At 62.2% G+C, this 24,369-nt stretch carries 24 protein-coding genes; 7 read left to right on the forward strand and 17 right to left on the reverse strand.

The window, feature by feature from the left end:
* Positions 1-7: 7 nt before the first annotated feature.
* Positions 8-553 carry a DUF2306 domain-containing protein gene (locus AMC99_RS01260; protein ID WP_061921765.1) on the reverse strand — a complete coding sequence of 182 codons (546 nt, stop codon included), beginning with the start codon at positions 551-553 and terminating at the stop codon, positions 8-10.
* A 161-nt stretch (positions 554-714) separates the two neighbouring features.
* Between AMC99_RS01260 and AMC99_RS01265 the strand changes: the two genes are divergently transcribed.
* Entirely contained in the window at positions 715-1,503 is a 789-nt protein-coding gene (locus tag AMC99_RS01265) for a LytTR family DNA-binding domain-containing protein (protein WP_061921768.1), read from the forward strand.
* 87 nt (positions 1,504-1,590) lie between these two features.
* On the opposite strand, the gene katG is transcribed toward AMC99_RS01265, so the two are convergent.
* The 5 genes from katG to aroC form a co-directional block, all read right to left on the reverse strand.
* Positions 1,591-3,807, reverse strand: coding sequence for a catalase/peroxidase HPI (katG, locus tag AMC99_RS01270; protein WP_061921770.1), 2,217 nt, complete (start codon positions 3,805-3,807; stop codon positions 1,591-1,593).
* Between the two features lie 213 nt (positions 3,808-4,020).
* Positions 4,021-5,610 carry an alkyl hydroperoxide reductase subunit F gene (ahpF, locus tag AMC99_RS01275; protein ID WP_061921773.1) on the reverse strand — a complete coding sequence of 530 codons (1,590 nt, stop codon included), beginning with the start codon at positions 5,608-5,610 and terminating at the stop codon, positions 4,021-4,023.
* Positions 5,611-5,777: 167 nt separating this feature from the next.
* A complete protein-coding gene (gene ahpC / locus AMC99_RS01280; protein WP_061921776.1) occupies positions 5,778-6,344 on the reverse strand; it encodes an alkyl hydroperoxide reductase subunit C in 567 nt (188 codons plus the stop codon).
* A gap of 217 nt (positions 6,345-6,561) precedes the next feature.
* Positions 6,562-7,932 carry a serine hydrolase domain-containing protein gene (locus tag AMC99_RS01285; protein WP_198143556.1) on the reverse strand — a complete coding sequence of 457 codons (1,371 nt, stop codon included), beginning with the start codon at positions 7,930-7,932 and terminating at the stop codon, positions 6,562-6,564.
* 63 nt (positions 7,933-7,995) lie between these two features.
* The gene (gene aroC / locus AMC99_RS01290; RefSeq protein WP_061927518.1) at positions 7,996-9,078 is read right to left on the reverse strand and encodes a chorismate synthase; all 1,083 of its coding nucleotides are present in this window, start codon (positions 9,076-9,078) and stop codon (positions 7,996-7,998) included.
* 250 nt (positions 9,079-9,328) lie between these two features.
* Between aroC and ruvA the strand changes: the two genes are divergently transcribed.
* Genes ruvA through ruvB form a run of 3 tightly spaced genes read left to right on the forward strand, consistent with a single transcriptional unit; the run spans position 9,329 to position 11,468 of the window.
* Positions 9,329-9,934, forward strand: a complete 606-nt coding sequence (gene ruvA, locus AMC99_RS01295) for a Holliday junction branch migration protein RuvA (protein WP_061921782.1) — start codon at positions 9,329-9,331, stop codon at positions 9,932-9,934.
* Positions 9,931-10,416, forward strand: coding sequence for a hypothetical protein (locus tag AMC99_RS01300; protein WP_061921785.1), 486 nt, complete (start codon positions 9,931-9,933; stop codon positions 10,414-10,416). Before ruvA ends, AMC99_RS01300 begins: the two co-directional genes overlap by 4 nt.
* Positions 10,417-10,424: 8 nt before the next feature.
* Positions 10,425-11,468 (forward strand): Holliday junction branch migration DNA helicase RuvB, encoded by a 1,044-nt coding sequence (ruvB, locus tag AMC99_RS01305; protein ID WP_061921788.1) that lies wholly within the window; start codon positions 10,425-10,427, stop codon positions 11,466-11,468.
* Between the two features lie 661 nt (positions 11,469-12,129).
* Here ruvB and AMC99_RS14200 read toward each other — a convergent pair.
* The 6 genes from AMC99_RS14200 to acnA form a co-directional block, all read right to left on the reverse strand.
* Complete coding sequence (locus AMC99_RS14200) at positions 12,130-12,378, reverse strand: hypothetical protein (protein WP_061921791.1); 249 nt, start codon at positions 12,376-12,378, stop codon at positions 12,130-12,132.
* Between the two features lie 33 nt (positions 12,379-12,411).
* Positions 12,412-12,669: a hypothetical protein gene (locus AMC99_RS14205; RefSeq protein ID WP_061921795.1), complete on the reverse strand. Its 258-nt coding sequence runs from the start codon at positions 12,667-12,669 to the stop codon at positions 12,412-12,414.
* A 117-nt stretch (positions 12,670-12,786) separates the two neighbouring features.
* Positions 12,787-13,248, reverse strand: coding sequence for a hypothetical protein (locus AMC99_RS01320; protein ID WP_157058223.1), 462 nt, complete (start codon positions 13,246-13,248; stop codon positions 12,787-12,789).
* Positions 13,249-13,339: 91 nt separating this feature from the next.
* Positions 13,340-14,050: a prolyl hydroxylase family protein gene (locus AMC99_RS01325; RefSeq protein WP_061921801.1), complete on the reverse strand. Its 711-nt coding sequence runs from the start codon at positions 14,048-14,050 to the stop codon at positions 13,340-13,342.
* A 69-nt stretch (positions 14,051-14,119) separates the two neighbouring features.
* Positions 14,120-14,545 (reverse strand): rhodanese-like domain-containing protein, encoded by a 426-nt coding sequence (locus AMC99_RS01330; RefSeq protein WP_083440037.1) that lies wholly within the window; start codon positions 14,543-14,545, stop codon positions 14,120-14,122.
* Complete coding sequence (gene acnA / locus AMC99_RS01335; protein ID WP_061921807.1) at positions 14,545-17,220, reverse strand: aconitate hydratase AcnA; 2,676 nt, start codon at positions 17,218-17,220, stop codon at positions 14,545-14,547. Before acnA ends, AMC99_RS01330 begins: the two co-directional genes overlap by 1 nt.
* 187 nt (positions 17,221-17,407) lie before the next feature.
* Between acnA and AMC99_RS13930 the strand changes: the two genes are divergently transcribed.
* Positions 17,408-17,569: a hypothetical protein gene (locus AMC99_RS13930; RefSeq protein ID WP_157058224.1), complete on the forward strand. Its 162-nt coding sequence runs from the start codon at positions 17,408-17,410 to the stop codon at positions 17,567-17,569.
* Here AMC99_RS13930 and AMC99_RS01340 read toward each other — a convergent pair.
* On the reverse strand, positions 17,566-18,447 hold the full coding sequence (locus AMC99_RS01340; protein ID WP_061921811.1) for a DMT family transporter: 882 nt from the start codon (positions 18,445-18,447) through the stop codon (positions 17,566-17,568). The genes AMC99_RS13930 and AMC99_RS01340 overlap by 4 nt on opposite strands.
* A gap of 176 nt (positions 18,448-18,623) precedes the next feature.
* On the opposite strand from AMC99_RS01340, the gene AMC99_RS01345 reads away from it, so the two are divergent.
* A complete protein-coding gene (locus AMC99_RS01345) occupies positions 18,624-20,006 on the forward strand; it encodes a L,D-transpeptidase family protein (RefSeq protein ID WP_061921814.1) in 1,383 nt (460 codons plus the stop codon).
* Positions 20,007-20,032: 26 nt separating this feature from the next.
* On the opposite strand, the gene AMC99_RS01350 is transcribed toward AMC99_RS01345, so the two are convergent.
* The 4 genes from AMC99_RS01350 to ispG are packed head-to-tail and all read right to left on the reverse strand — an operon-like array spanning position 20,033 to position 23,264.
* Positions 20,033-20,710: a murein L,D-transpeptidase catalytic domain-containing protein gene (locus AMC99_RS01350; RefSeq protein ID WP_061921817.1), complete on the reverse strand. Its 678-nt coding sequence runs from the start codon at positions 20,708-20,710 to the stop codon at positions 20,033-20,035.
* Between the two features lie 45 nt (positions 20,711-20,755).
* Positions 20,756-21,643 (reverse strand): histone deacetylase family protein, encoded by an 888-nt coding sequence (locus AMC99_RS01355; RefSeq protein WP_061927520.1) that lies wholly within the window; start codon positions 21,641-21,643, stop codon positions 20,756-20,758.
* A 32-nt stretch (positions 21,644-21,675) separates the two neighbouring features.
* On the reverse strand, positions 21,676-22,062 hold the full coding sequence (locus AMC99_RS01360) for a hypothetical protein (RefSeq protein ID WP_157058225.1): 387 nt from the start codon (positions 22,060-22,062) through the stop codon (positions 21,676-21,678).
* Between the two features lie 56 nt (positions 22,063-22,118).
* Positions 22,119-23,264, reverse strand: a complete 1,146-nt coding sequence (gene ispG / locus AMC99_RS01365) for a flavodoxin-dependent (E)-4-hydroxy-3-methylbut-2-enyl-diphosphate synthase (protein WP_061921823.1) — start codon at positions 23,262-23,264, stop codon at positions 22,119-22,121.
* A gap of 59 nt (positions 23,265-23,323) precedes the next feature.
* Here ispG and AMC99_RS01370 point away from each other — a divergent pair, with 59 nt between their 5' ends.
* Positions 23,324-24,361: a zinc transporter ZntB gene (locus AMC99_RS01370; protein ID WP_420805555.1), complete on the forward strand. Its 1,038-nt coding sequence runs from the start codon at positions 23,324-23,326 to the stop codon at positions 24,359-24,361.
* Positions 24,362-24,369 lie beyond the last annotated feature (8 nt).

The raw sequence follows: 24,369 nt of genomic DNA on the forward strand, positions 1-24,369 counted from the left end.
TAGCCGCTTATGCCGGCCAGCCGAACGTCCACACGTTCATCAAGCGTCCCGGCAGGAGGAATGCGACAAGCCCGGGGATCATCAATGCGCCCAGGTACATGCCGACGATCTGCTTGCGATGCTCGGCGATGCGACCCAGCCGGGCGTAGCGCACGGTCTGCCACGCGCCGATCAGGGTGAGGGGCACGAAGACATGGATGAAACTGAAGGAGCCGCTCGTCCGGATGAAGATCGCGGAAAGCGCGGTGACGACCATCATCGCGATCCATAACTTGCCCAACTGCTTGTGGAGGGCAGTCCCTTTCCGGCTCAGCAGCAGGTAGCCGCCCAGCGGAATGGCCGGGATAACCGAGACGACATGAAGGACGATGGCGGCGCTGCGGATATTGGGATGGGCAGGCGCGATCCCCAGCATGGCGCGCAGGATCGCATAAAGCGCCATTGCCGTGAGAATGGTCGATGCAGCGAGGACGATGCCGCGCATGGCGGGCGAAAGGTCGAAGCCCTTGGCTGGCGGATTGGATGGCGAAAGCATGGTGGCGAGAATTGTCATTGCAAAACCTCAGGTGGATCGGTTGTCTGCGCCGATCCTTGCCGCCCGCCATGGTCCCCGCAATCCGGCTTTCGCGAACCGGCTGGTTACTGCGTGAAAGGCGCGGAAACAGGGCCTTCTGCCACTTTACGAAGCGCGAATGGGCGCTAGTTTCGCGCGCAATGAACGCTGCATACCCATCCGGGCGCAAAGCGCTGCTGCGCAAGCTGCTGGTCGATTTCGCGATCATGGCGGTGATCGGGGTCGTGCTGGCCCTGATCGGTCCGCTCGGGACATTCCGTGAGCCGATCGGCCTGCGCCTCATCGCATGGGTGCTGTTCTGCTTCATCGGATACGCGCTCTACTCCCCGATCGACACGCTGGCGCAGCGCCTGGCTCCGGCGCTCGACCTGCCCGTATCGGCCCTGCGGCTGGCCGGGGTTCTGCTGTCGTCCATCCCGATGGCGGTGGTCGTCTGGGTGCTGCCGCGCTTTCCCGGCAACATCGATTGGCCTGGCGCCGACAAGGCGATCGAGCACTATCTCTACGTGGTCGTGATTGGCGGGATGATCACTTTCATCACGACCCTGATGTCCCCACCAGCAACCGAAGAAGCGGGGGCATCAGAAGCCGGCGCTCCGACCGCGGCCATGCGACGAAAGGCGCAATTCCTCGAGCGTCTGCCGCCAGCGCTGGGTTCCGACCTCATCGCCCTGGAAATGGAGGACCATTACGTGCGGGCGCATACCCCGCTCGGATCGGAGCTGATCCTGATGCGGATGCGCGATGCCGTGGCGGAACTCGGCGGGATCGAAGGCATGCAGGTCCACCGCAGCTGGTGGGTCGCGCGCGGCGCGGTGGAGGACGTCGAACGCGAAGGGCGCAATGTGCGGCTCGTGCTCGGCAACGGCATCACGGCACCGGTCAGCCGCGCCAAAGTCGCCGTGCTGAAAGACGCCGGCTGGATCTGAGCGCGAAACGAAAAAGCCGGCCACCCATGGAAGGTGACCGGCTCTTTTCATTCGATCATTGTCGGGGCCTCAATGGCCTCAGGCAGATCAGTGATATTTCGCCATCTTCAGGTCGAAGCGGTCGGCATCCATCACCTTGGTCCATGCCTTGACGAAGTCGCTTGCGAACTTCGCTTCATTGCCATTGGCGGCATAGACTTCTGACAGGGCACGCAGCTGGCTGTTCGAACCGAACACGAGATCGGTGCGGGTCGCACGCCACTTTTCCTCGCCCGACTTGCGGTCGGTACCGACAAATTCCTCGTCGCCGCTCTTGTCGACGGTGCGCCATTTGGTGCCCATGTCGAGCAGGTTGACGAAGAAGTCGTTGCTGAGCACGCCCGGCCGGTCGGTCAGGACACCGATCGAATTGCCGTGGTCGGCATGCTTGCTGACCGCACCCAGTGCGCGCAGGCCGCCGAGAAGCACGGTCATCTCCGGCACCGACAGGCCGAGCAGGTTGGCCCGGTCGATCAGCATGTCCTCGGTCTTCACCGTGGCTTTGGTCTTGAGGTAGTTGCGGAACCCGTCGGCGAACGGTTCCAGCGGCTCCCAGCTTTCAGCGTCGAAGTCTTCGCGGCGGGCGTCGCCGCGACCGGTGGAGACAGTGACGCTGAGGTCAAAGCCGCCGTCCTTCGCAGCCTTTTCGACCGCAGCCGCGCCTGCCAGCACGATCGCATCGGCCATCGAGATGTCGCCGCGAAGTTCGTCGAGCTTGGCCAGGACCTTGCCCAGTTCCTCGGGGTCGTTGACCGCCCAGTTCCTGATCTCGTCGAAGCGGATGTGTGCGCCGTTGGCACCGCCGCGATGGTCCGAATTGCGATAGGTCGAGGCCGAGGCCCAGGCCGCCTTGACCAGTTCCGAAACCGACAGGCCGCTGCCCATCACCTTCGCCTTGAAGTCCGCAACCGCGCTATCCGACGGCTTGGTTCCGGCCGGTACCGGATCCTGCCAGATCAGGTCTTCGGACGGAACTTCGGGGCCGAGATAGCGAGCCTTGGGCCCCATGTCGCGGTGGGTCAGCTTGAACCATGCGCGGGCAAAGGCATCCTTGAACGCTTCGTGGTCGTTGCGGAAGCGTTCGGAAATCTTGCGATATTCCGGATCGCGCTTCAGCTGCATGTCCGCGGTGGTCATCATCGTTGGCACCTTCTTGGAAGGATCGCGGGCGTCGGGCGCCATGTCCTCTTCCTTCGGGTTGATCGGCTGCCACTGGTTGGCACCGGCCGGCGACTGGACCAGCTCGTAATCGTAGTCGAGCAGCAGGCGGAAGTAGTTTTCCGTCCATTTGTCCGGCGTGTTGGTCCACGCACCTTCGATACCCGAAGTGGTGATGTGGCCTTCGCCGATCTGGTCGGCATCTGTTGCCCAGCCAAAGCCCATCAGTTCCAGCGCTTCGCTTTCGGGCGATCCGCTGAGCTGATCCGCGGGCACGGCACCGTGGGCCTTGCCGAAGGTGTGGCCGCCTGCAGTCAGGGCGACGGTTTCCTCGTCGTTCATAGCCATGCGGGCAAAGGTTTCGCGCATGTCGCGAGCCATGCCTTCATCGTCGTGCGGGTTGCCGCCCGGACCTTCCGGATTGACGTAGATGAGGCCCATCTGGATCGCTGCGAGCGGGGTTTCCAGCGCCTTGCCTTCATCCGGGATGATGCGCGTTTCGGCGCCCTGGTCGACCCACAGGTCTTCGGTGCCCCAGTAAACCGTTTCCGGCTCGTACACGTCCTTGCGGCCGCCGCCGAAGCCGAAGGTCGGGCCGCCCATGCTTTCGATCGCGACATTGCCGGTCAGCACGAACAGGTCGGCCCAGCTGATGTGGTTGCCGTATTTCTGCTTGATCGGCCACAGCAGGCGGCGTGCCTTGTCGAGGTTGCCGTTGTCCGGCCAGCTGTTGAGGGGGGCGAAGCGCTGTTGGCCGCTGCCTGCACCGCCGCGACCGTCGCTGGTGCGATAGGTACCGGCGGCGTGCCAGGCCATGCGGATGAAGAAGGGGCCGTAATGGCCATAGTCTGCCGGCCACCATTCCTGGCTGTCGGTCATCAGCGCGGTCAGGTCTGCCTTCAGCGCGTCATAGTCGATCGCGTTGAACGCTTCGCAATAGTCGAAGTCTTCACCCAGCGGATCGACCGATTTGCCTTCCTGCGTGAGGATGGAGAGGTCGAGCGCATCGGGCCACCAGTCCTTGTTGGTGCGGCCGAACAGGGCACGCGTACCGCCGTCTCCGTGGAAGGGGCAGCCGCCGCTCATTTCACCTGTCTTTGCGTCCATCGGGATATTCTCCTCTCTCCAAAAGGGGGGACTCGGGTAATTTCCGAGCCTTACCCGTCGAGGATGGGCCTCGACCGGTAAACTGTCCAATCGATTAATTCCTATTGATTGATTTATTGATCCGATTGGAAGGGGAGTCATTGTCCCATGTCAAAACCGCCGCCTCCCGGGGTGGGAGACGGCGGTCTTGAAGCCATTAAGCGCTGCGGGCCGTCAGGCGGCGGCTGCGATCTCTTCCACCGGTTCGGTACGGATCAGATAGTCGAAGGCAGACAGGCCGGCCTTCGAACCTTCGCCCATTGCGACAACGATCTGCTTGTAGGGGACGGTGGTCACGTCGCCTGCGCCGAAGATGCCGGGCAAGTTGGTGCGGCCTTCCTCATCGGTCACGATCTCGCCGTGCTTCGACAGTTCCAGACCGCTTTCGGCCAGCCATTCGGTGTTGGGGACAAGACCGATCTGGACGAACACGCCTTCGAGCTCGATCCGCCGCTCTTCACCCGACTTGCGGTTCTTGACGATCATGCCGTCGACCTTGCCATTGTTGCCGGTGATCTCGGTCGTCTGGCCGCTGGTGACGATTTCGACATTGGGCATGCTGCGCAGCTTGGCCTGCAGGACCTCGTCCGCGCGCAGCTTCTCGTCGAATTCGACCAGGGTGACGTGGCCCACGATCTTGGCAAGGTCGATCGCCGCTTCCACGCCTGAATTGCCTCCGCCGATCACCGCAATGCGCTTGCCCTTGAACAGCGGACCGTCGCAGTGCGGGCAATAGGCCACGCCCTTGTTGCGATATTCCGCTTCACCCGGGACGCCGAGGTTGCGCCAGCGCGCACCGGTCGACAGGATGAGCGAGCGTGCCTTCAGCGTCGCTCCATTGGCGAGCCTGACCTGGTGGAGGCCGCCTTCCTTCGTGGCAGGGACCAGTTCGACCGCGCGGGCGAGGTTGATCGTATCGATCTCATATTCGCCGACGTGGCGTTGCAGGTCGGCAGCGAGCTTGGGCCCTTCGGTGTAGGGCGTGCCGGGAAGGTTCTCGATACCGAGCGTATCGTTGAGCTGCCCGCCGAAGCGTTCGGCCGCGATGCCGGTGCTGAAGCCCTTGCGCGCGGTATAGATCGCCGCAGCCGCACCGGCCGGACCGCCGCCGATGACGAGCACTTCGAAAGGCGGCTTGTCAGCCAGCTTTTCCGCAGCCCTGGCATCGGCATTGGTGTCGAGCCTGGCGAGGATTTCGGCCAGCTCCATCTTGCCGTTGTAGAAGGGCTCGCCGTTGAGGAAGGTCGCGGGCACGGCCATGACCTCGCGCGCATCGACCTCGTCCTTGAACGTGCCGCCCTCGATCAGGGTCGCAGTGATGCGCGGGTTTTCCAGCGCCATCAGCGTCAGCGCCTGCACCACGTCGGGGCAGTTGTGGCAGGAAAGCGAGAAATACATCTCGAATTCGAAATCGCCTTCGAGGCCGCGCACCTGTTCCAAGAGGTCGGCGTCGAATTTCGGCGGGTGACCACCGGCCCAAAGCAGCGCGAGCACCAGCGAGGTGAACTCGTGCCCCATCGGCAGGCCGGCGAAGCGAACCCACTTTTCCGCATCGCTTGCGCGGCGGATGATGAAGCTCGGCTTGCGCGCATCGGTGCCGTCGAAGCTGGCGCTCACATCGTCGTGGAGCGCGGCAATTTCCTCGAGCAGCTGGCGCGTCTGGTCCGACTTCTCGCCTTCGCCGAGCGATGCGACCAGTTCGACCGGCTCGCGCAGGTTGGCAAGATAGGTCTTGAGCTGTTGCTTCATCGTATCGTCGAGCATGGCAATGTCCTCGGATCTGGGTGGTCGGGAGAGAAATTGTGAAGGCCCGGGGCGATCGGGAGGGGGGAGGATGCCCCGGGCCTTCGTGCGACCCGAGTACGGGACTCGGGCGATGTTTTCGGCGGACTAGGGAGGGGGGAGAGGTCCGCCGAAACTTTCAAACCGGCTTAGATCTTGCCGACGAGGTCGAGCGAAGGAGCCAGCGTTTCGCTGCCTTCTTCCCAGGCGGCCGGGCAGACCTGGCCGGGGTTGGCGCGAACGTATTGTGCAGCCTTGATCTTGCGGGCGAGTTCGTTGGCATTGCGGCCGACGCCTTCGCAGGTCTGTTCCATGATCTGGATCACGCCATCGGGGTCGACCACGAAGGTGGCACGATCGGCAAGGCCAACGCCTTCGCGCAGCACGTCGAAATTGGTGGCGAGCACGTGGTTCTGGTCGCCCAGGAAGGGGAACTGCAGCTTGCCGATCTTTTCCGACGTGTCGTGCCATGCCTTGTGGCTGAAGTGCGTGTCGGTCGACACGGCATAGACTTCGACGTCCATCTTCTGGAGCATGTTGTACTGCTCGCCCAGGTCTTCGAGTTCGGTCGGGCACACGAAGGTGAAGTCGGCCGGATAGAAGAAGAATACGGCCCACTTGCCCTTCACGTCTTCGTCGGTGACGTCGAAGAAATCCTTGCCGGCCTGGAATGCGGTCGCCTTGAACGGCTTGATGGTCGAACCGATGATACCCATGGAAATTGTCCCTTTTCTGGTTTGATGCGGGTTGAAAACTCACACCCCAGATAGGACTTGTTGCGATGCACAAAAGCGATTTAGACCGATTGCAACGATTGAAATAATCGATCAATCAGGCGATACTTTCGAAAAGTGCAACCTGCGCCCGCTTTTTGATGCAATTTTTGCATCCGACGGCCTCGTATCCTCCGAAAATGCCGGAAAATCCGGAGGTTCAACAGTTGCCGATGGGTGCTGCTTCTCTCGAGTGCGCGAGAACAAGTCGCAAAATGGCCCAGGCCGGCGCCAGTATCGCCGTCGCGATCAGGCACAGAGCGAAGTCGGGTTGATAGATCCGGAGCGTCGCAATCGAACCGCCGAACATCTGCGGAAGATAGACGAGAAGGAAGAATGCGAGACCACCCATCGCCAGCACTGGCAGCCACAGACTGATCCTTCCCCCGGAACTCTCCCTTTTTCGGCGCAGGCCCGAGCGGCCTTTCCATGAAATGAACCCGAACAAGATGAAAAGAGGTGGAAGGAGCGCAATCGAAAGATAGGCCACCTGCGGTCCGATCCTCGACCCGTCATCCTTGTGATCCTGGCCCATCGCCTGCGCCGAAACACCGCCGATCAGGTACCAGGTATCGGCAAAGCCCAATCCGCCATTTGCATTGACCAACACGACTACGCCGGTCCCCTTGGCAGGGGCGAACGAGGCAAGCGTTTCGAACCCCGGTACCAGACCGGTGTGATATGCCGTTCCCTGGGCGGCGTCGAGCGCCCAACCCAGCCCGTAGGATTGCGAAGCGGGGCCGGACGGCGCGAGCATGGCAGCCTTGGTCGCGGCGCTAATGACGTCGTCCTTCCCGTTGAGCCACATCGCGACATACCTGCCCATGTCATTCGCGCTGGAGATTATCCCGCCCGCCGGCGCGTTGATGCGATGCTGCGGGCCGCTGGCGGCAGGACGAACGCTGCCGAACCATGGGCGATGGCCTGTTGCAGCCGAGGCCGGGAAGTCTCCGACAGCAACAAGGCTGTTGGCCATGCCAAGCGGTTCGAAAATGCGCGCATCGACGTAATCGCTGTAGGAGCTTCGGCTAACGCGTTCCATGACCGCGCCGAGGATCTGGTAATTCGCGTTGGAATATTCCCATGCCGTTCCCGGCGTGCGTGCCGGTCCGGCCTTGGCAAGTTCCCCGGCGTATTCGACGAGGCCAAACTGCGATGCATCCGCATTGCCATGCTGGCTGTTGCCCTGAACAGTCGAAAAGCCGCTGGTATGATTGAGGAGCTGGCGCAGTGTTATCTTGCTGCCCGCGCCGTCGGCAAACGCGGGCAGGTATTTCGACACGGGATCATCGAGGTTTATCTCATCCGCCTCGACCAGCTGCATGATCGCAAGGGCGGTGAAGCTCTTGGTCACCGATCCGATCGGGAAAAGCGTGTCTGCGGTGACTTCATCGCCGCTTCCCTTCAGTTGCTCGCCGAAACCACGCGCAACGATCTCGCCATCCTCGACCCGCGCATAGGCCAGTCCCGGTGCGGCGCTATCCGGCAGTTCGGCCTGGATAAAGGCGTCCAGTTCGGCTGTGCCGGCCACGGGCGAGAGACTGGAGGTCAAGACCGCCAACGCGCCGAGTATCCAGCCGAAAGCCACCATGCGTTACCCGCGCTGCGCGCGGTGCAGCAGCTTGTGATCGGCCAGCACCAGCGCCATCATCGCTTCCACCACCGGTGTACCGCGAATGCCGACACAGGGATCATGGCGGCCCTTGGTTCGCACCTGCGTCGCTTCGCCATCGGCAGTGATCGAATCCACCGGCGTCAGGATCGAGCTGGTCGGCTTGAACGCAACGCGGCAGACGACGGGCTGGCCGGTCGAAATACCGCCGGCAATGCCGCCTGCATGGTTGGCCTCGAACCGAGGTACGCCATCATTGCTGCCGGCTCCTGCCGGGCGCATCGGATCGGCATTCTGTTCGCCGGTCAGGCGCGCTGCCTCGAACCCGTCGCCGATCTCCACGCCCTTTACCGCATTGATGCCCATCATCGCTGCGGCAAGGTCGGCGCTCAACTTGGCATAGATCGGCGCGCCCCATCCGGCAGGCACGCCAGTCGCCACGCATTCGACCACCGCGCCGAGCGAGGATCCGGCCTTGCGTGCTGCGTCCACCTTTGCTTCCCACCGCATCGCCGCGGCGGGATCGGGGCAGAAGAAGGGGTTCTGCGTAATCTGGCTGAAATCCATCGCATCGCGGTCGATCGCATCGCCGCCCAGTTCGCAGACATAGGCGGTGATCGTCACTTCGGGGACGATCAGGCGGGCTACCGCCCCTGCAGCGACACGCGCTGCCGTCTCGCGCGCGCTTGAACGGCCACCGCCGCGATAATCGCGCAGGCCGTATTTCGCATCATAGGCGTAATCGGCATGACCCGGGCGGTATGCCTTGGCGATCTCGGAATAATCTTTCGACCGCTGGTCGGTGTTCTCGATCATCAGGCTGATCGGCGTTCCGGTCGTCTGGCCTTCGAACACGCCCGACAGGATGCGGACCTGGTCCGCCTCTTGCCGCTGGGTGGTAAAGCGGCTCTGGCCGGGCTTTCGCGCATCGAGGAACGGCTGGATGTCGCTTTCCGACAGCGCGATCTGCGACGGGCAGCCGTCGACCACCGCGCCCAGCGCAGGTCCGTGGCTTTCGCCCCAAGTGGTAAAGCGCAGCACGCGCCCGAACGTGTTCCAGCTCATGCGCGCTGTCTTAGCAAAATGCTCGCCCAAGTCGAGCAAGCGAAGGTTTTCCTACTTCAAGGCCGGATGGCACAGATGCGCCATGCCGCAAATCATTCGTCCTTGCCGGCCCGCCTCTTCGCGGGTGCTTCGCGCCGCAGTTTTTCACTGCCAGGACTGTGTTCCATGTGTTCCATCCAGTAGGATTTCACGGGGTAAAATCGCGCAATCGCCTCTGGCCAAACCGCGCGCAATCGGCCAAGAACAAACCATGATCGCCAAACTCAAAGGGCTGCTCGACGAAACCGGCGAGGACTGGGCCGTCATCGACGTCGGCGGCGTCGGCTATCTCGTCCACTGTTCGGCCAAGACGCTGGCCGCGCTGGGAGAGAAGGGCGAGGCATGCACCGTCCACACCGACCTGCAGGTGTCCGAAAACGACATGCGCCTGCTCGGCTTTGCCGAGGCGGGGGAGCGTGAATGGTTCCGCCTGCTGACACAGGTGCAGGGCGTGGGCAGCAAGGTGGCGCTGGCGGTGCTTTCGGCCCTGTCGACCGGAGAATTGCGCGATGCCTGCGCGGCGCAGGATGCGGCGACCGTCGCCCGGGCGAAGGGTGTGGGGCCGAAGATGGCGAGCCGCATCGTCAATGAGCTGAAGGACAGGGCAGGCGCGCTTCCCGGTGGCGGCATCGCTGGCGGCGCGGCAGCCGCGACACCTGCCGGCGGAGCAAGCGCCGACGCGGTGAGCGCTCTCGAAAACCTCGGCTTCAAGCCTGCCGTGGCGGCTCAGGCTGTCGCTCGGGCGCAGGGCGAACTGGGCGAGGGCGCAAGCGAGAGCGACCTCATCCGCGTGGCGCTAAAGAGGGCAGCGGGGTGAGTGAACTTCTCGCAGCACTCGTTGGTGCGCTGCTCGGCGGTGGCATCAAGATTTGGACTGACAAAATTGACCGTGCAAAGGTCGCCGATACTGTGCTTGTCGCGCTTTTATCAGAGATCAAAGCTAACTGTGATCTGCTTAGGTCTCTAGGATATGAAGAAGAACTGCGTGGAATCATCGCTAGTAGCAGGGCAAACCCTGAATCGCTCTTCTCTTTCGCGATCGACTTCGACTCTGATTATATGACACTCTACCATGGAATCGGCTCGGAAATTGGCAGGCTGGAACCCGCCACGGCGAACAAAATTGTTCGTTTCTATGCGAACTGCAAAACGTTGAAGGATAGCTGCCGGCCAGATGGACCAAGGAAAACTGAATATCGTGGCAGCTTGGCCGTGAAGCCAATGACACAATCTCTTAACTTGCTAATCGACACCTTAAAGTTGGGCGATGAGTTAGTTCAGTTGCGGCGAATGCGCTAAGTGCTTCCATGACCGATCCCATTCCCCTCCATTCGCCCGATCGGCAGCCTGACGATCCCGACGCCGCGCTGCGGCCAAAGTCGCTTGCCGAGTTTATCGGGCAGGAAGCTGCTCGCGATAACCTGCGCGTCTTCATCGAAAGCGCGAAGTCCCGCGGCGAGGCGATGGACCATACGCTGTTCTTCGGACCGCCCGGCCTCGGCAAGACCACGCTGGCGCAGATCATTTCGCGCGAATTGGGCGTCGGTTTCCGCGCCACCAGCGGTCCGGTGATCGCAAAGGCTGGCGATCTTGCGGCGCTGCTCACTAATCTTGAACCGCACGATGTCCTGTTCATCGACGAGATCCACCGCCTCAATCCGGTGGTGGAGGAAGTTCTCTATCCCGCGATGGAGGACCGGGCGCTCGATATCATCATCGGCGAAGGGCCGGCGGCGCGCTCGGTTCGCATCGATCTGCCGCCTTTCACCCTGATCGGTGCGACCACGCGCCAGGGCCTGCTGACCACCCCGCTGCGCGACCGATTCGGGATTCCGGTACGGCTCAATTTCTACACCCATGACGAACTCGACCAGGTCGTGACACGGGGCGCGAGACTGCTCGGCATGGAGATAGACTCCGCGGGCGCGCGCGAGATTGCGCGTCGAAGCCGCGGTACGCCGCGTGTGGCAGGGCGCCTGCTGCGCCGGGTGCGCGATTTCGCTCATGTCGCAGGGCAGGCGACTGTCACCCGCGCTCTTGCCGACGATGCGCTCACCCGGCTGGAGATCGATTCGCTCGGCCTCGATGCGATGGACCGGCGTTATCTCGCCATGATCGCCACCACCTACAAGGGCGGGCCGGTGGGGGTGGAAACGCTCGCTGCCGGGCTCGCCGAACCGCGCGACACGGTTGAAGAGGTGATCGAGCCCTACCTCATCCAGCTCGGCCTGCTGGCCCGCACGGCTCGCGGGCGGATGCTCAACGATGCCGGGTGGGAGCATATGGAGATGAGCCCTCCGGCCCCAAACAGCGGCGCCGCGCAATCGGGCCTGTTTGACGGAAACCGTTAACAGGTCGGCAAGGACTGCCGGGGATTCGGTTCCATTGTGGGACAACTCGCCCCGGAACCGCAGTTTCGAGCCAAAAAAACGTCAGTCAGGTAAGCTAATCGTGGTTAACGCAATTGCGGTTTAACCGTCTCGACCGTCTTCTGCACGTGAGGGAATGCCCTGGATGCGGAGCCGCCGCTTCCCGGTTTCCCGAGAGAAGAAGTTGAGAGAATTAGCTCATGTCGGTCAAAATGCTAGCAGCAAAGCTGTCCGCAACCGCCGCAGGCCTGGCCCTGCTGGGTGGCGGTGCAGTGCACGTCGCCGAGGAGCCTTCCACCGCCGATCCGGCCTTTGCCAGCGAAATGAAGGGCAAGCCGATTCCGGTGAAGGGACAGCCGGTGCGCTACGTCAAGACTGGCGAACGCGAGATTCCCAAGCCGATCAAGCGCAAGCGCCGCGTCGTCGAACGCGTTGTCGAATGCGAACCGGTGATGCCCGGCCTGCCGGGTGCAGAACGCCAGCTTGGCGGCTCCAAGCGCGGCGAAGTCGTTGAGACCTATTCCGATGCGGCCGAATGCCCGCCGATCTATCGCGCACGCATGATCCCTGCAGCGCTTCCCCCACTCCCGCCGGTTAGCGGCGGCGGCGGTGGCGCGCCCGGCTGGGGCGGCTTTGGCGGCGGTTACGGCGGCGGCTTTGGCGGCGGTTTCTTCGGAGGTTTCTTCGGAGGTGGCGGTTCGTCGAGCGGAAGCGTTACCGTGACCTCGACCACGACCACTTCGGGCAGCAGCGGTTCGACCACAAGCGGTGATTTCCCGCCGTCGCCGCCGCCGCCTTCGTCCTCGGGCGATCCAGCTCCGCCGCCGTCCCCGCCTTCGAGCAGCACCTCGGGCGGCGAGACCAGCAGCACTGGCGGCATCACGATCATCATCGACAACTCGACGTCGACGACATCGTCCAGCGGTCAGATCAGCTCCTCGACCGGCAGCGTCAGCACCAGCACTTCGACCGGTTCGGTCAGCAGCTCGGGCAATGTCTCGTCGTCGACAGGATCGGTCTCGAGCAGTTCGGGCAACGTGTCGTCGTCGACAGGTTCCGTTTCCAGCTCCAGCGGCAACGTCTCATCTTCCTCGGGCAATGTTTCGAGCAGCTCGGGCAATGTTTCGTCCTCAAGCGGTAATGTTTCGAGCAGTTCGGGCAATGTCTCGTCCTCGAGCGGCAATGTTTCCAGCTCTTCGTCCTCGTCGAGCTCGAGCAGTTCGTCGTCCTCCTCAAGCTCGTCCTCCTCGTCGTCCAGCTCGGGCGGTTCGAGCGGGCGTCCCGGTGGCAGCTCTGGCGGTCACCATGGCAGCTCTTCGGGCGGCAGCGGCGGTTCTTCCGGTGGGTCGTCCAGCGGTAGCTCCTCGTCCAGCAGCTCGTCCTCTTCCTCGGGTTCCTCGTCCTCGGGCGGGTCCGGCGGCAGCGGTTCGTCGAGCGGTTCGAGCTCGTCGAGCAGCAGCTCCTCCAGCTCGTCTTCGGGCAGCAGCACCGGCGGCATTTCGACCAGCGGCGGCAGCACCGGCGTGATCACGAGCAGCACAAGCAGTTCGTCTTCGTCGTCGAGCAGCTCGAGCAGCAGTTCCTCTTCGTCTTCGGGCTCGTCGTCCGGATCGTCGAGTTCGTCCAGTTCATCGAGTTCGTCGAGCAGCTCTAGCAGCAGTTCGTCCAGCTCGGGCGGCACCAGCAGCGGGACGGACGTCCCCGCGCCGCCGATGACCCTCTTGTTCGGTGCGGCGGCCGCTGCGATCCTCGGTCGGCGCAAGTTCAAGATCCGCAAGGGCGCGTAAGCGGACCTTACGGGACTTCAAACCTGGTCAGGGCGGTATCTTTCGGGATGCCGCCCTTTTCTTTGCTCAGGCCGGATTGATCAGCCGCCAGGCTTCCTGGCGATACCACTTGGTGATCACGTGCTTGATGCCCTTGGTCACCGGCATCCCCGCGTGTAGGGTCTTGGGATTGGGCGTGCCGTCCGGGCGCATGTTGTTCCAGAGCAGCATTTCGCCGGTTAGAGGCTTGAACCGCTTCTCGAGATGCGGGAAATCGGTTTCTCCGCCTTCACGCGCTTCGTGCAGGCATATCATGGCTGTCCAGGTGCGCTGGCCACCTTTGCGGGCCTCTTCGGGCCAGTAGCTGCTTCCGACCTGGAAATAGTCGAAGTGATGCTTGTACTGCTGCCCCACCTGATAACGCTGGCCCTGCATCAGTTCCGAATGGTCATCGTCCATCCCCATGAGATCGGAGATGTAGAGCTCGATGCTGCGGGTCAGGCTGTCGTCGCGGTCGAAGTGGTGGGTGTAGCTGGTGCGATAACCCTCGATCCCGGTCCCGCGGTATAGCGTTGAGGGCACAGCACACTGGTTGATGACGCGCATGATTTCCTTGCAATCGCGCCGGGTCAGGAATCGGGCGACCCGGTACACTTCTGCATGGGGGGTATCGATCCGCTCGACAGCGGGATTGCGATCGAGTTTTGCGCGCACGACAGCCCCGATATAGGCAAGCTTCGCCGGATCCGCGCCGGGATCGAAAGGTTGCTCGGCGGAAATATCGCACTGCGCGTTCATGCAAGCGATTTACCACCGCCGGGTTAACCATTCGCTAGTGTGCTAGGCGCGCCGCTGCGCGCCTAGCCTTTATGGATTCACGACCGGTTTTTCGGCTTCTTCCCAGGCAAGGATGCCGCCATCGAGATGACGGGCGGGTTTGCCGGTGAATTTGGAAAGCTGTTCCGCCGCGATACCGCTGCGCCGGTCGGACCGGCAGTAAAGCACGATCTCGCGCCCATCGCTCATGTCGAGCTTCGCCGGGTCGAATTCGTCAAGCTCGATATGCTCGGCGCCGGGAATGATGCCATCCTCGACCTCTTCGTCGGTGCGAACGTCGATCAGGCGGATCGAGGCGTTTTCCATCATTTCCGAAAGTTCGGCGACGGTGACGGTTTCGACCGCGACGGCATTGCCCGCCACAGACGTGGAATCGTCCGCCTGCTGCGCGCCGGCTTCGCAGGCGGCGAGCGCAAGGCCCGCCGCCGCGATGGGAATCAAATTGGCTTTTCGCATCAGTCGGCTGCGAGCTTCCGCAGGACGTACTGAAGGATGCCGCCATTCTTGTAATATTCCATTTCGTTGGCGGTATCGATGCGGCACAGCGCGTTGAAGCTAAAGGTCGAACCGTCTGCACGGGTAACTTCGACTTCGACGTCCTGGCCCGGAGTAAGGTCGGCGAGGCCGTGGATGGTGAAGCTGTCGTCACCCTTCAGGCCCAGCGTTTCACGCGTGTCGCCACCCTTGAACTGCAGCGGGAGCACGCCCATGCCGACAAGGTTCGAGCGGTGGATACGCTCGAAGCTTTCGACCACGACTGCACGCACGCCGAGCAGGATCGTGCCCTTGGCAGCCCAGTCGCGGCTGGAGCCGGTGCCGTATTCCTTGCCGCCGATGACGACCAGCGGCGTACCGTCGGCCTTGTGCTTCATCGCGGCGTCGTAAATCGCCATCTGCTCGCCTTTGTAGGTGGTGTAACCACCCTCGACGCCAGGGACCATTTCGTTCTTGATGCGGATGTTGGCGAAGGTGCCGCGCATCATGACTTCGTGGTTGCCGCGGCGCGAGCCGTAGGAGTTGAAGTCGGCCTTCGAAACCTGGTTTTCCATCAGGTAGGTGCCGGCGGGGCTGTCTTCCTTGATCGAACCAGCGGGGCTGATGTGGTCCGTGGTGACGCTGTCGCCGAGGATGGCCAGCGGCTTCGCCTCGACGATGTCGGTGACCGGTGCCGGGGTCATTTCCATGCCCTCGAAATAGGGCGGGTTGGCAACATAGGTGCTGCCCGGACGCCACTGATAGGTGTCCGATGCCTCGACATTGATCGCCTGCCAGTGCTCGTCGCCCTTGTAGACGTCGGCATAGCGGCTTTCGAACATCGCGCGGTCGATGCTGGAATTGCGGACCGAAGCGACTTCTTCGTTGCTCGGCCAGATGTCCTTCAGGAACACGTCATTGCCGTCCTGGTCCTGGCCGATCGGCGTGCTGACCATGTCGGTGGTGACTGTTCCCTTGAGCGCATAGGCAACCACCAGCGGCGGGCTGGCGAGGAAGTTCGCGCGCACGTCGGGCGACACGCGGCCTTCGAAGTTGCGGTTGCCCGAGAGGACCGAGGCAGCGACGATGTCGTTACCGTTGATGGCCTTCGAAATCGGTGCCGCAAGCGGGCCCGAGTTGCCGATACAGGTGGTGCAGCCGTAACCGACGAGGTCGAAGCCGATCGCGTCGAGGTGTTCCTGCAGGCCAGCTTTCTCGAGGTAGTCGGTGACGACCTGCGAACCCGGTGCAAGCGAGGTCTTGACCCACGGCTTGGGCTTCATGCCGCGCTCGTTCGCCTTCTTGGCGACGAGGCCGGCGGCGATCAGAACGTCGGGGTTGGAGGTGTTGGTGCAGCTGGTGATCGCTGCAATCACGACGTCGCCGTCGCCGATGTCATGGTCGCGACCGTCGACATCGACACGCGCGGGTGCGTCCTTCTTGTAGATCTTGGCGAGGTCGGTGTTGAATAGCTCGTCCACCTGCGGGAGTACGACCTTGTCCTGCGGACGCTTCGGCCCGGCGAGGCTCGGCACGACCGCCGACATGTCGAGCGAAAGGGTGTTGGTGAAGACCGGCACATTGGCAGGGTCGAACCACATGCCCTGTTCTTTCGAATAGGCTTCGACGAGAGCGATCTGCTCTTCGCTGCGGCCGGTAAGGCGCAGGTAGTCGAGCGTCTTGTCGTCGACACCGAAGAAACCGCAGGTCGCGCCGTATTCCGGTGCCATGTTGGCGATGGTCGCGCGGTCGGCGAGGCTGAGCGTCGAAACGCCAGCGCCGTAGAATTCGACGAAGCGGCCAACCACGCCCACTTCACGCAGCATCTGGACGCAGGTGAGGACCAGGTCGGTTGCGGTCACGCCTTCGGCAAGCTTGCCGGTCAGCTCGAAGCCGACGACTTCGGGGATCAGCATGGAAACCGGCTGGCCGAGCATGGCTGCTTCGGCCTCGATACCGCCGACGCCCCAGCCAAGAACGCCCAGGCCATTGATCATGGTGGTGTGGCTGTCGGTGCCAACGCAGGTGTCGGGATAGGCGACGCTGGCACCATCCTGATCCTGCGAGGACCATACGCCCTTGCCGATGTGCTCGAGGTTCACCTGGTGGCAGATGCCGGTGCCCGGAGGAACGGCGGAGAAGTTCTGGAAGCTCTTCGAGCCCCACTTGAGGAAGTCGTAACGTTCCGCATTGCGGGCGTATTCGAGCTCGACGTTCTTTTCGAATGCCTTGGGGTGGCCGAATTCGTCCACCATGACCGAGTGGTCGATGACCAGGTTCACGGGAACCTGCGGGTTGATCTTCGCGGTATCGCCGCCCAGCTTCGCGATCGCATCGCGCATCGCGGCAAGGTCGACGACGCAGGGAACGCCCGTAAAGTCCTGAAGAAGCACGCGGGCCGGGCGGTACTGGATTTCCTTGCCGGTCTTCGGATCCTTCTGCCAGTCGGCAATGGCCTGAACGTCATCGGTCGAAACCGTGAAGCCGCCGTCTTCGAAACGCAGCATGTTTTCGAGCAGCACCTTCAGCGAAATCGGCAGGCGCGACACATCGCCGATGTGTTCTGCGGCCTTGGCGAAGGAATAATAGGCGTATTCCTTGCCGTTGACGTTGAGGGTGGAGCGGGTTCCGAGCGTGTCCTTACCGACCTGGGTCATGGGCGCGTTTCATCCTTTCATGGGTTGCAAGGCTTCCCGGGGAGGAAAACAGGAAGCGGCATTTGCCGCGGCACCTGCTCTTTCGCGCGCGATTGGTCAAGGGGGCGGGGCGGAACCGGAAGGGGGGTAAAGGCATTCTTTAGTCGAACAGGGCGTCGAATCTATCCGCCCGGAAGGGAATTGACCGATGAATAGCTCGAAACAGGGCGTGTCACGCCCGACCGCTACCGTGCGCGTTTGCGTGATGGCCGCCTCTCTTGCAGTCGCTGCGTGCTTCAGTGCCGCAGCCGCGCTTGCCGACGAACCCGCAGCCGATAACCCGGTTATTGCCGCCGAGTTGTCCCGCTAGACCACAGACTGTTCCGTATGCCTGCGGGTCGCCATCAGGCATCCCACCACAATCAGACCGGCGCCAAGCACGGCGGTTGAAGTGGGTGTCTCGGACAACAACAGCCATCCGAACAGGCTGGCCCATAGAAAACCGCTGTATTCCATGGGAACGAGCACCTGCGCCTCGGCCCTTGCGTAGGCCCAGGCCATCATCAGTGCACCTGCGAGCGAGAGTATGGAAGCCGTCCCGACCTGCTTCAACCCTTCGATTTCCGGCAACTGGAAGAACCATGGCGCGGCAATCAAATAAACGAGTGTTGCGGTGCCCATGTAGAATGTCGAGATCTCGGTCGGCTTGCTGACCAGCGCCTGCTTTCGCTGCAACACGAGGTTCCAAGCATAAAGAAGGGCAGAGATGAAGATTGCGGTGAGGCCGAGTGCGGCATCATCGTCGAAACGGCCCCTGCCAAGCTTTCCCCCTACGATCACGACCGTTCCAGCTAGCCCGAGAACGGCTCCCCATATCGCCTCGCGCCTGACCTGCTCGCCCAGCATGATCGCAGCGAGATAGAGCGAGATCACAGGCGCGATGAAGGAAATCGCTATCGTTTCGGCCAGCGGCAGCTTGGTAAGGGCGTAGAAGAAGGTCAGCGCCATCATCGATCCGACCACGCCGCGCGTCAGGTGAACCTTCAACACTTCGCGCTTGGGCCATTTTCCCCCGGCTGCAAGCCAGACCGGCAGGATCAGCGCAAATGCAATGCCTGCGCGCAGCACCGCTGCCGAATATGCCCCCATGGCAAGCGACGCGTTCTTCATGAACGCATCCATCAGCGACAGGAATCCGATGCCGACCAGCGTCGCGAATACGGGCATCAAGGCGATATGACGCTGCATGCCGGGTTGCTTAGACCGGGTGTGTGGCTGCGTCACCATAGCGCATGCAATTCAGCGCCGCGAAAGCTGATCTGGTTGATAGGAGGCGGGGAAAGGCCTTATAAACGGGTCATCAATTCAATTCGCGTGGCGACCTGTCACACGAAACTTAGATAAGCAGGGAATTGTTCGGTAATATGCGACGTCTGGTGGGAAAATTTGCTGCAGGTATTGCTCTCGTCACGCTGACCGCCGTGGTTCATGCGCAGGATGCAGAGCCCGAAAACCTGTTGCCGGGTGAAAACACTGCCAAGGCCCAGCAGGATGCCAAGCCGGCTGCGACTTTCGATGAAGCCTTCCAGATCACGTCTGAACCGATGGTGCAGGGCGGCCTTCCGGCAACGCCCGAACCACTCGTGCAGCCATGGACGGTTGCCGCAGCTACCAAGCTTGCAAATATCATCGATAATATCGCCGCAGAAGGGCTCGATCCGAAGGATTACGACGGGCAAGCACTCCGCACGGCAATCGCCTCCGGTCCTTCCGAAGAACTCGACCAGCTGGCGAGCCGGAATTTCGTCTGGCTGGTCGAGGACCTGCGGGATGGCCGCACCCCGATGGATGCGCGCAAGCAGTGGTTCGTCGTCGATCCGGACCGCGATCGCTTCCGTACCGGCACGCTCCTGACAGAGGCGCTCGCAAGCGGCGACATCGCCGGGACGCTGGCCCAGCTCAATCCGACGCATCCCGATTACGAACGGCTCAAGGCTTCGCTTGCCAAGGCGAAAGACCCGGCGAAGCGCAAGCTGATCCGCGCCAACATGGATCGCTGGCGCTGGCTCGCCCGCGACCTGGGCAAGCAATACCTGATCACCAACGTGCCTGAGTATCAGCTGCGCCTGACCGTCAACGACAAGATCATCAGCACCTATCGCACGATCGTGGGCAAGCCGGGGCGTACCGCTACGCCGCAGCTGGCTGAAACCGTCGAAGGCGTGATCTTCAATCCTACCTGGACCGTTCCGCAATCGATCGTGAAGGGAGAGGGGCTTGGCGCGAAAGTTCTGAACAACCCCGGTTGGGCCAAGGCAGCAGGATACAAGGCGACGAAGGGTGAAAACGGCTGGGTTACGGTCGTCCAGCAGCCCGGACCGGGCAATTCGCTCGGCCGGATGAAGCTCGACATGCCCAATGCGCACGCAATCTTCCTGCACGACACGCCGTCGCGCAATCTGTTCCAGCAGAACGAACGCGCCTTGAGCCACGGCTGCATCCGCACTGAGCGCGCCCTCGAACTCGCCATTACCATGGCGATCCTCGGCAAGGGCGCGACGAAGGACGAGGCGGTAGAGGTAGCGACGTCGGGCGAATACACCCGCGTTCCGATCGAGCGCGAAATGCCGGTCTACATTACCTATTTCACCATGGCATCGGACATCGATGGCAACATGGCGACGTTCAAGGACATTTACGGGCGCGACGCGCCGGTTCTGGCGAGCTTCGACAAGCCGCGCGTTTCGAACCGCGCGCAGGAAACCGATGAAGAAGTGATCGTGATCGAGGACGACCTGCGGACCTGACAGGGGCGGGCCGGATCAGGCCCGGTCTACACCGAGTTCAGTAGCTCGGAATCGGTCAGGTCGAGTGTCGGCGCCTGAGCAAGGGTGCCATCCTCGCTCCAGCCAAGGCTGTCAGCATAGAGCAGGCGTCCACCGGAAAGGTTCAGCAGTGCGATCTTGAACTGTTCTTCGCCCATGGCGAAGCAGCCGTTCGACCTGCCCAGGCGTCCCCAACGGTCGATATGAGAAGGTTCTGCATACTGGGCCCGGTGCATGACGATCGCGCGATCGAATGCATTGTTATTGGTGGAATCCAGCCCGCCAAGACGTACGGACGTTCCGTATTTCCCGACATACCATTCCCATGTGATGTAGGCGCCGCGGCTGGTCGCGTTGGAACCTTCGACATTGCTGTACCGGTTCAACCACCCGTCGTGCTCGGGATCGGACCCCGTTCCATGCGCGACGTGATAGCTTGTCACTTCATCGCGTTCGAGATTGACGAAATGGAAGCGGCGTTCCGATGAATGAAGGCCATAATCGGCGATGCCGACGATATCGTTCTTCCAGACGACGCTGCCGGCTCGTTCAAGCTCTCTCTTGGCGAGCTTGAGAAGCGCACGGTCGCGCTTGGAATTGCCGGTGGGAGAGGCGAAAACGCGCGCAGGCATGGCAATTGCAGCGCCAGCCGCCAAGGATCCTGCAAGGATGTCTCGTCTCTTCATATCCACCGGCTCATACCATACCGTGTCTTAACTCGCGATTGAAGCCTAAACGCATGGCGGCGCGTATAGGGCATTCTGGCGCGCCATCGCGATCATGGAGCGCGCATGGCGGGCGGCGACTTCGCGCTGATCCGCGCCATATCCGCCGCCAAGCGCCGAAGCGATGGGCAGCCCGCGTTCGCGCGCCTGTGCCACGACGTAGCTGTCACGCGCCTGCAGCCCCTCGTCGGTCAGGGCCAAGCGACCGAGCTTGTCATTCTCATGCGGATCGACGCCTGCTTGATACAGGACGAAGTCGGGTGCGAAGCGTTCGATCGCAGCGGGAAGGTGGTGGGCCAGTGCCTCGAGATAGCCGTCGTCGCCGAGCGCATCGGGCAATGCCACATCGAGGCTCGAGCGAGCCTTGCGTACGGGGAAGTTCTTCTCGGCATGGAGGGAGAGGGTGAAGATGTCCTCGCGCCCGGCTGTCAGGCTGGCCGTGCCGTCCCCCTGATGGACATCGCAATCGACGATCAGAACCCGGCGGGCGACCCCTTCTGCAACCAGCCGGTTGGCACACACCGCGAGGTCGTTGAATACGCAATAGCCAGCCCCGGTATCATGCAGGGCATGGTGGCTCCCGGCGGCCGAATTGGCAGCGTAGCCGTGCCGGATTGCGAGATGTGCGGCGAGCCACGTTCCGCCATTGGTATGTCGCACGCGGCTGGCGATCTGGGGAGTGACCGGGAAACCGATCCGGCGTTCCTTTTCAGGGGGGACGGTCGATGTGCAAACCTGATCCACATATGTGGGGCAATGCACCGCTTCGAGCCACTCTCTGGGCATCGGGTCGGGCGCATGCTCCGTCATCGGGAAGCCGCTGGCCCTGAGTTCCTCCATGACAAGGAAGTATTTGTCGAATTTGAATGTACCGCGTGTTGGCTGCGGCGCCATGTAATCGGCGTGATGGACGACGTGGAGCAATGTCAGTCCAGCGGCTTTCCATTAAGTAAGGGACGATTGCCCGTGTCAGGCAAACCGCCACCGACCTTCCCTACTTGGCCCCTTGGATTCCGAAACCCTTTTCCAAATCGGGTGAGGGACCACGCGAGAAATCGCTTGAGCTTCGCCGCGATGTAGATTGCTGCAACCGGCAGGCCGAGCATCGCACCCATCGCTGCAAGCAACCCGTGACTGTCCGAAAGTCCCAGTGCGAGATAGAGCGCTACCAACCCGGGGAGCGCCATGACGCAGAGCGTAGCGGGAAGACCAAGGAGTTTCGCGAACTCACCTGGCCGGTCGCGACCCATCCAGTGAAGGACCACCTGGATAATGGCGAGCAGAGCGATTGACCCGAGCCAGATCGCGAGCATTTCCCTCCAGAATGGGACGAATTGCGCTAATTGGAGTTCGAGGACCCGGTCCCCATTCACTCTGCCGCTTCCTTGGCTGCATGCGGGTCGAAAGCAACGGCGTCGCCGGCATCGATCGCGGCGGCCTTTTCCTCGACCAGTTTCACGATGTGATCGAGCATGTCGTCCGATTGCACATGATGGTCGGTCACACCCGACAGATAGACCATGTGCTTGCCATTCCCGCCGCCGGTGATCCCGATATCGGTCTCGCGCGCTTCACCGGGGCCGTTGACGACGCAGCCGAGCACCGAAAGGCTCATCGGCGTCTTGATATGTTCGAGCCGCTTCTCGAGCGCTTCCACCGTGCGGATCACATCGAAACCCTGGCGCGAACAGCTGGGGCAGGAAACCACGCGCACGCCGCGTGTACGCAGACCGAGCGATTTGAGGATTTCGTAGCCGACCTTCACTTCCTGCTCGGGTTCGGCGCTGAGCGATACGCGAATGGTATCGCCGATACCGGCCCAGAGCAGGCTGCCGATGCCGATCGCGCTTTTCACCGTTCCGCCGACAAGTCCGCCAGCCTCGGTAATGCCGAGATGGAGTGGGCAATCGACCGCATCGGCAAGGCCGTGATAGGCCGCAACCGCGAGAAAAACGTCCGAAGCCTTCACCGCGACCTTGTATTCGTGGAAGTCGTGGTCCTGCAGCAGCTTGATATGGTCGAGTGCGCTCTCGATCAGCGCCTCCGGACAAGGCTCGCCATACTTTTCGAGCAGGTCCTTTTCCAGGCTGCCAGCATTCACACCGATGCGGATGGCACAGCCGTTGGCCTTGGCCGCGCGGACGACTTCGGCCACGCGCTGGTCCGAACCGATGTTGCCTGGATTGATGCGCAGGCAGGCTGCACCGGCATCGGCTGCTTCGAGCGCGCGCTTGTAGTGGAAATGAATGTCGGCAACGATCGGGACGCGTGCGGCCTTGGTGATCTTGCCGAAAGCTGCCGTGGCTTCTTCCGTCGGACAGGACACGCGGATGATGTCGGCGCCCGCCTCTTCGCACCGGCGGATCTGGTCGATGGTCGCGACCGCGTCCTCGGTCGGCGTATTGGTCATGGTCTGCACCGTGATCGGTGCATCGCCGCCGACGGGGACATTGCCAACCATGATCTGGCGGCTCTTGCGACGTTCGATATCGCGCCAAGGTCTGACTGAAGACATGGACGCGCATATAAGCGCAGCTTGATGAAGGGGCAATGACAGGTGCTCGGCTTTGGGGCATGAGAGTGCACATGGAAGATGACCTCGAAGACCTGCAACTCGAAAGCGCGGACGATTGTTCGGACGAAAACCCCATGCTGTTCGGGCGCATCCTCGATGGAAACGGGGCGGGGCGCTCGATAAGCTGGGAAGAAGCCAAGGTCTGGAAGCCCGAACGATCGGGCGAAGTCCTGTGGGTCCATTTGTGCCGCAACCGGCCGGGGGTCGATGGGTGGTTGCAGCAACTCGAGATCCCTGAACCGACGCGCGAATTGCTCACCGGCGAACGGACCCGGCCGCGCGCCTTTCGCGAAGGCAATACGCTGGTAGCGACCTTGCGAGGGATCAACTTCAATCCCGGTGCCGAACCGGAAGACATGCTCTCCATGCAGTTATGGTGTGACGGGGAAAGGCTGGTCACGCTCCGCAAGATGCCGTTGCAGACCCCGCGTCACGTCTTGCGAATGATCGACCGCCGAGAAGCCGGGCCGAGCGATTGCGGCGCACTGATCACCGAACTTACCGAAGCGATGATCACGCGCATGAACCGCTCCATCGTCGATATGAACGAACATATCGATGAGCTGGAAGATCGCGATCCGGAAGATGATCCCGAAGGCATGCTCGAAAAGATCGCGACGATCCGGCGCAACTGCCTGGGACTGAAGCGCCACATGGGCCCGATGCACGAGGCGCTCGAGGCGATTTCGCGCAATGCACCGGCCTGGTTCGAAGATCACGACCGCCGCGAAATCGCTGAATCGATCGACCGTCTGCGGCGCTATCTCGAAGATCTCGACATCAGCAAGGAAAGCGCAGTCGTCCTGATGGACGACATCCGCGGACGTTCGATCGCGCGTAACGAGCAGACTAATTACATGCTCACAATCGTGGCCGCGATCTTCCTGCCGCTCGGCTTCCTGACTGGCCTGCTCGGGATCAATGTCGGGGGCATCCCCGGAACTGAGAATCCCGACGCATTCTGGATCGTCGTAGCGCTATGCGCCACCGTAATTGCCCTCCAGCTGGCACTGTTCTGGCGTTGGAAGTGGCTCTGATCCGGCCT

It is taken from the genome of Altererythrobacter epoxidivorans, from assembly GCF_001281485.1.
In the GTDB taxonomy this organism is placed as follows: domain Bacteria; phylum Pseudomonadota; class Alphaproteobacteria; order Sphingomonadales; family Sphingomonadaceae; genus Erythrobacter; species Erythrobacter epoxidivorans.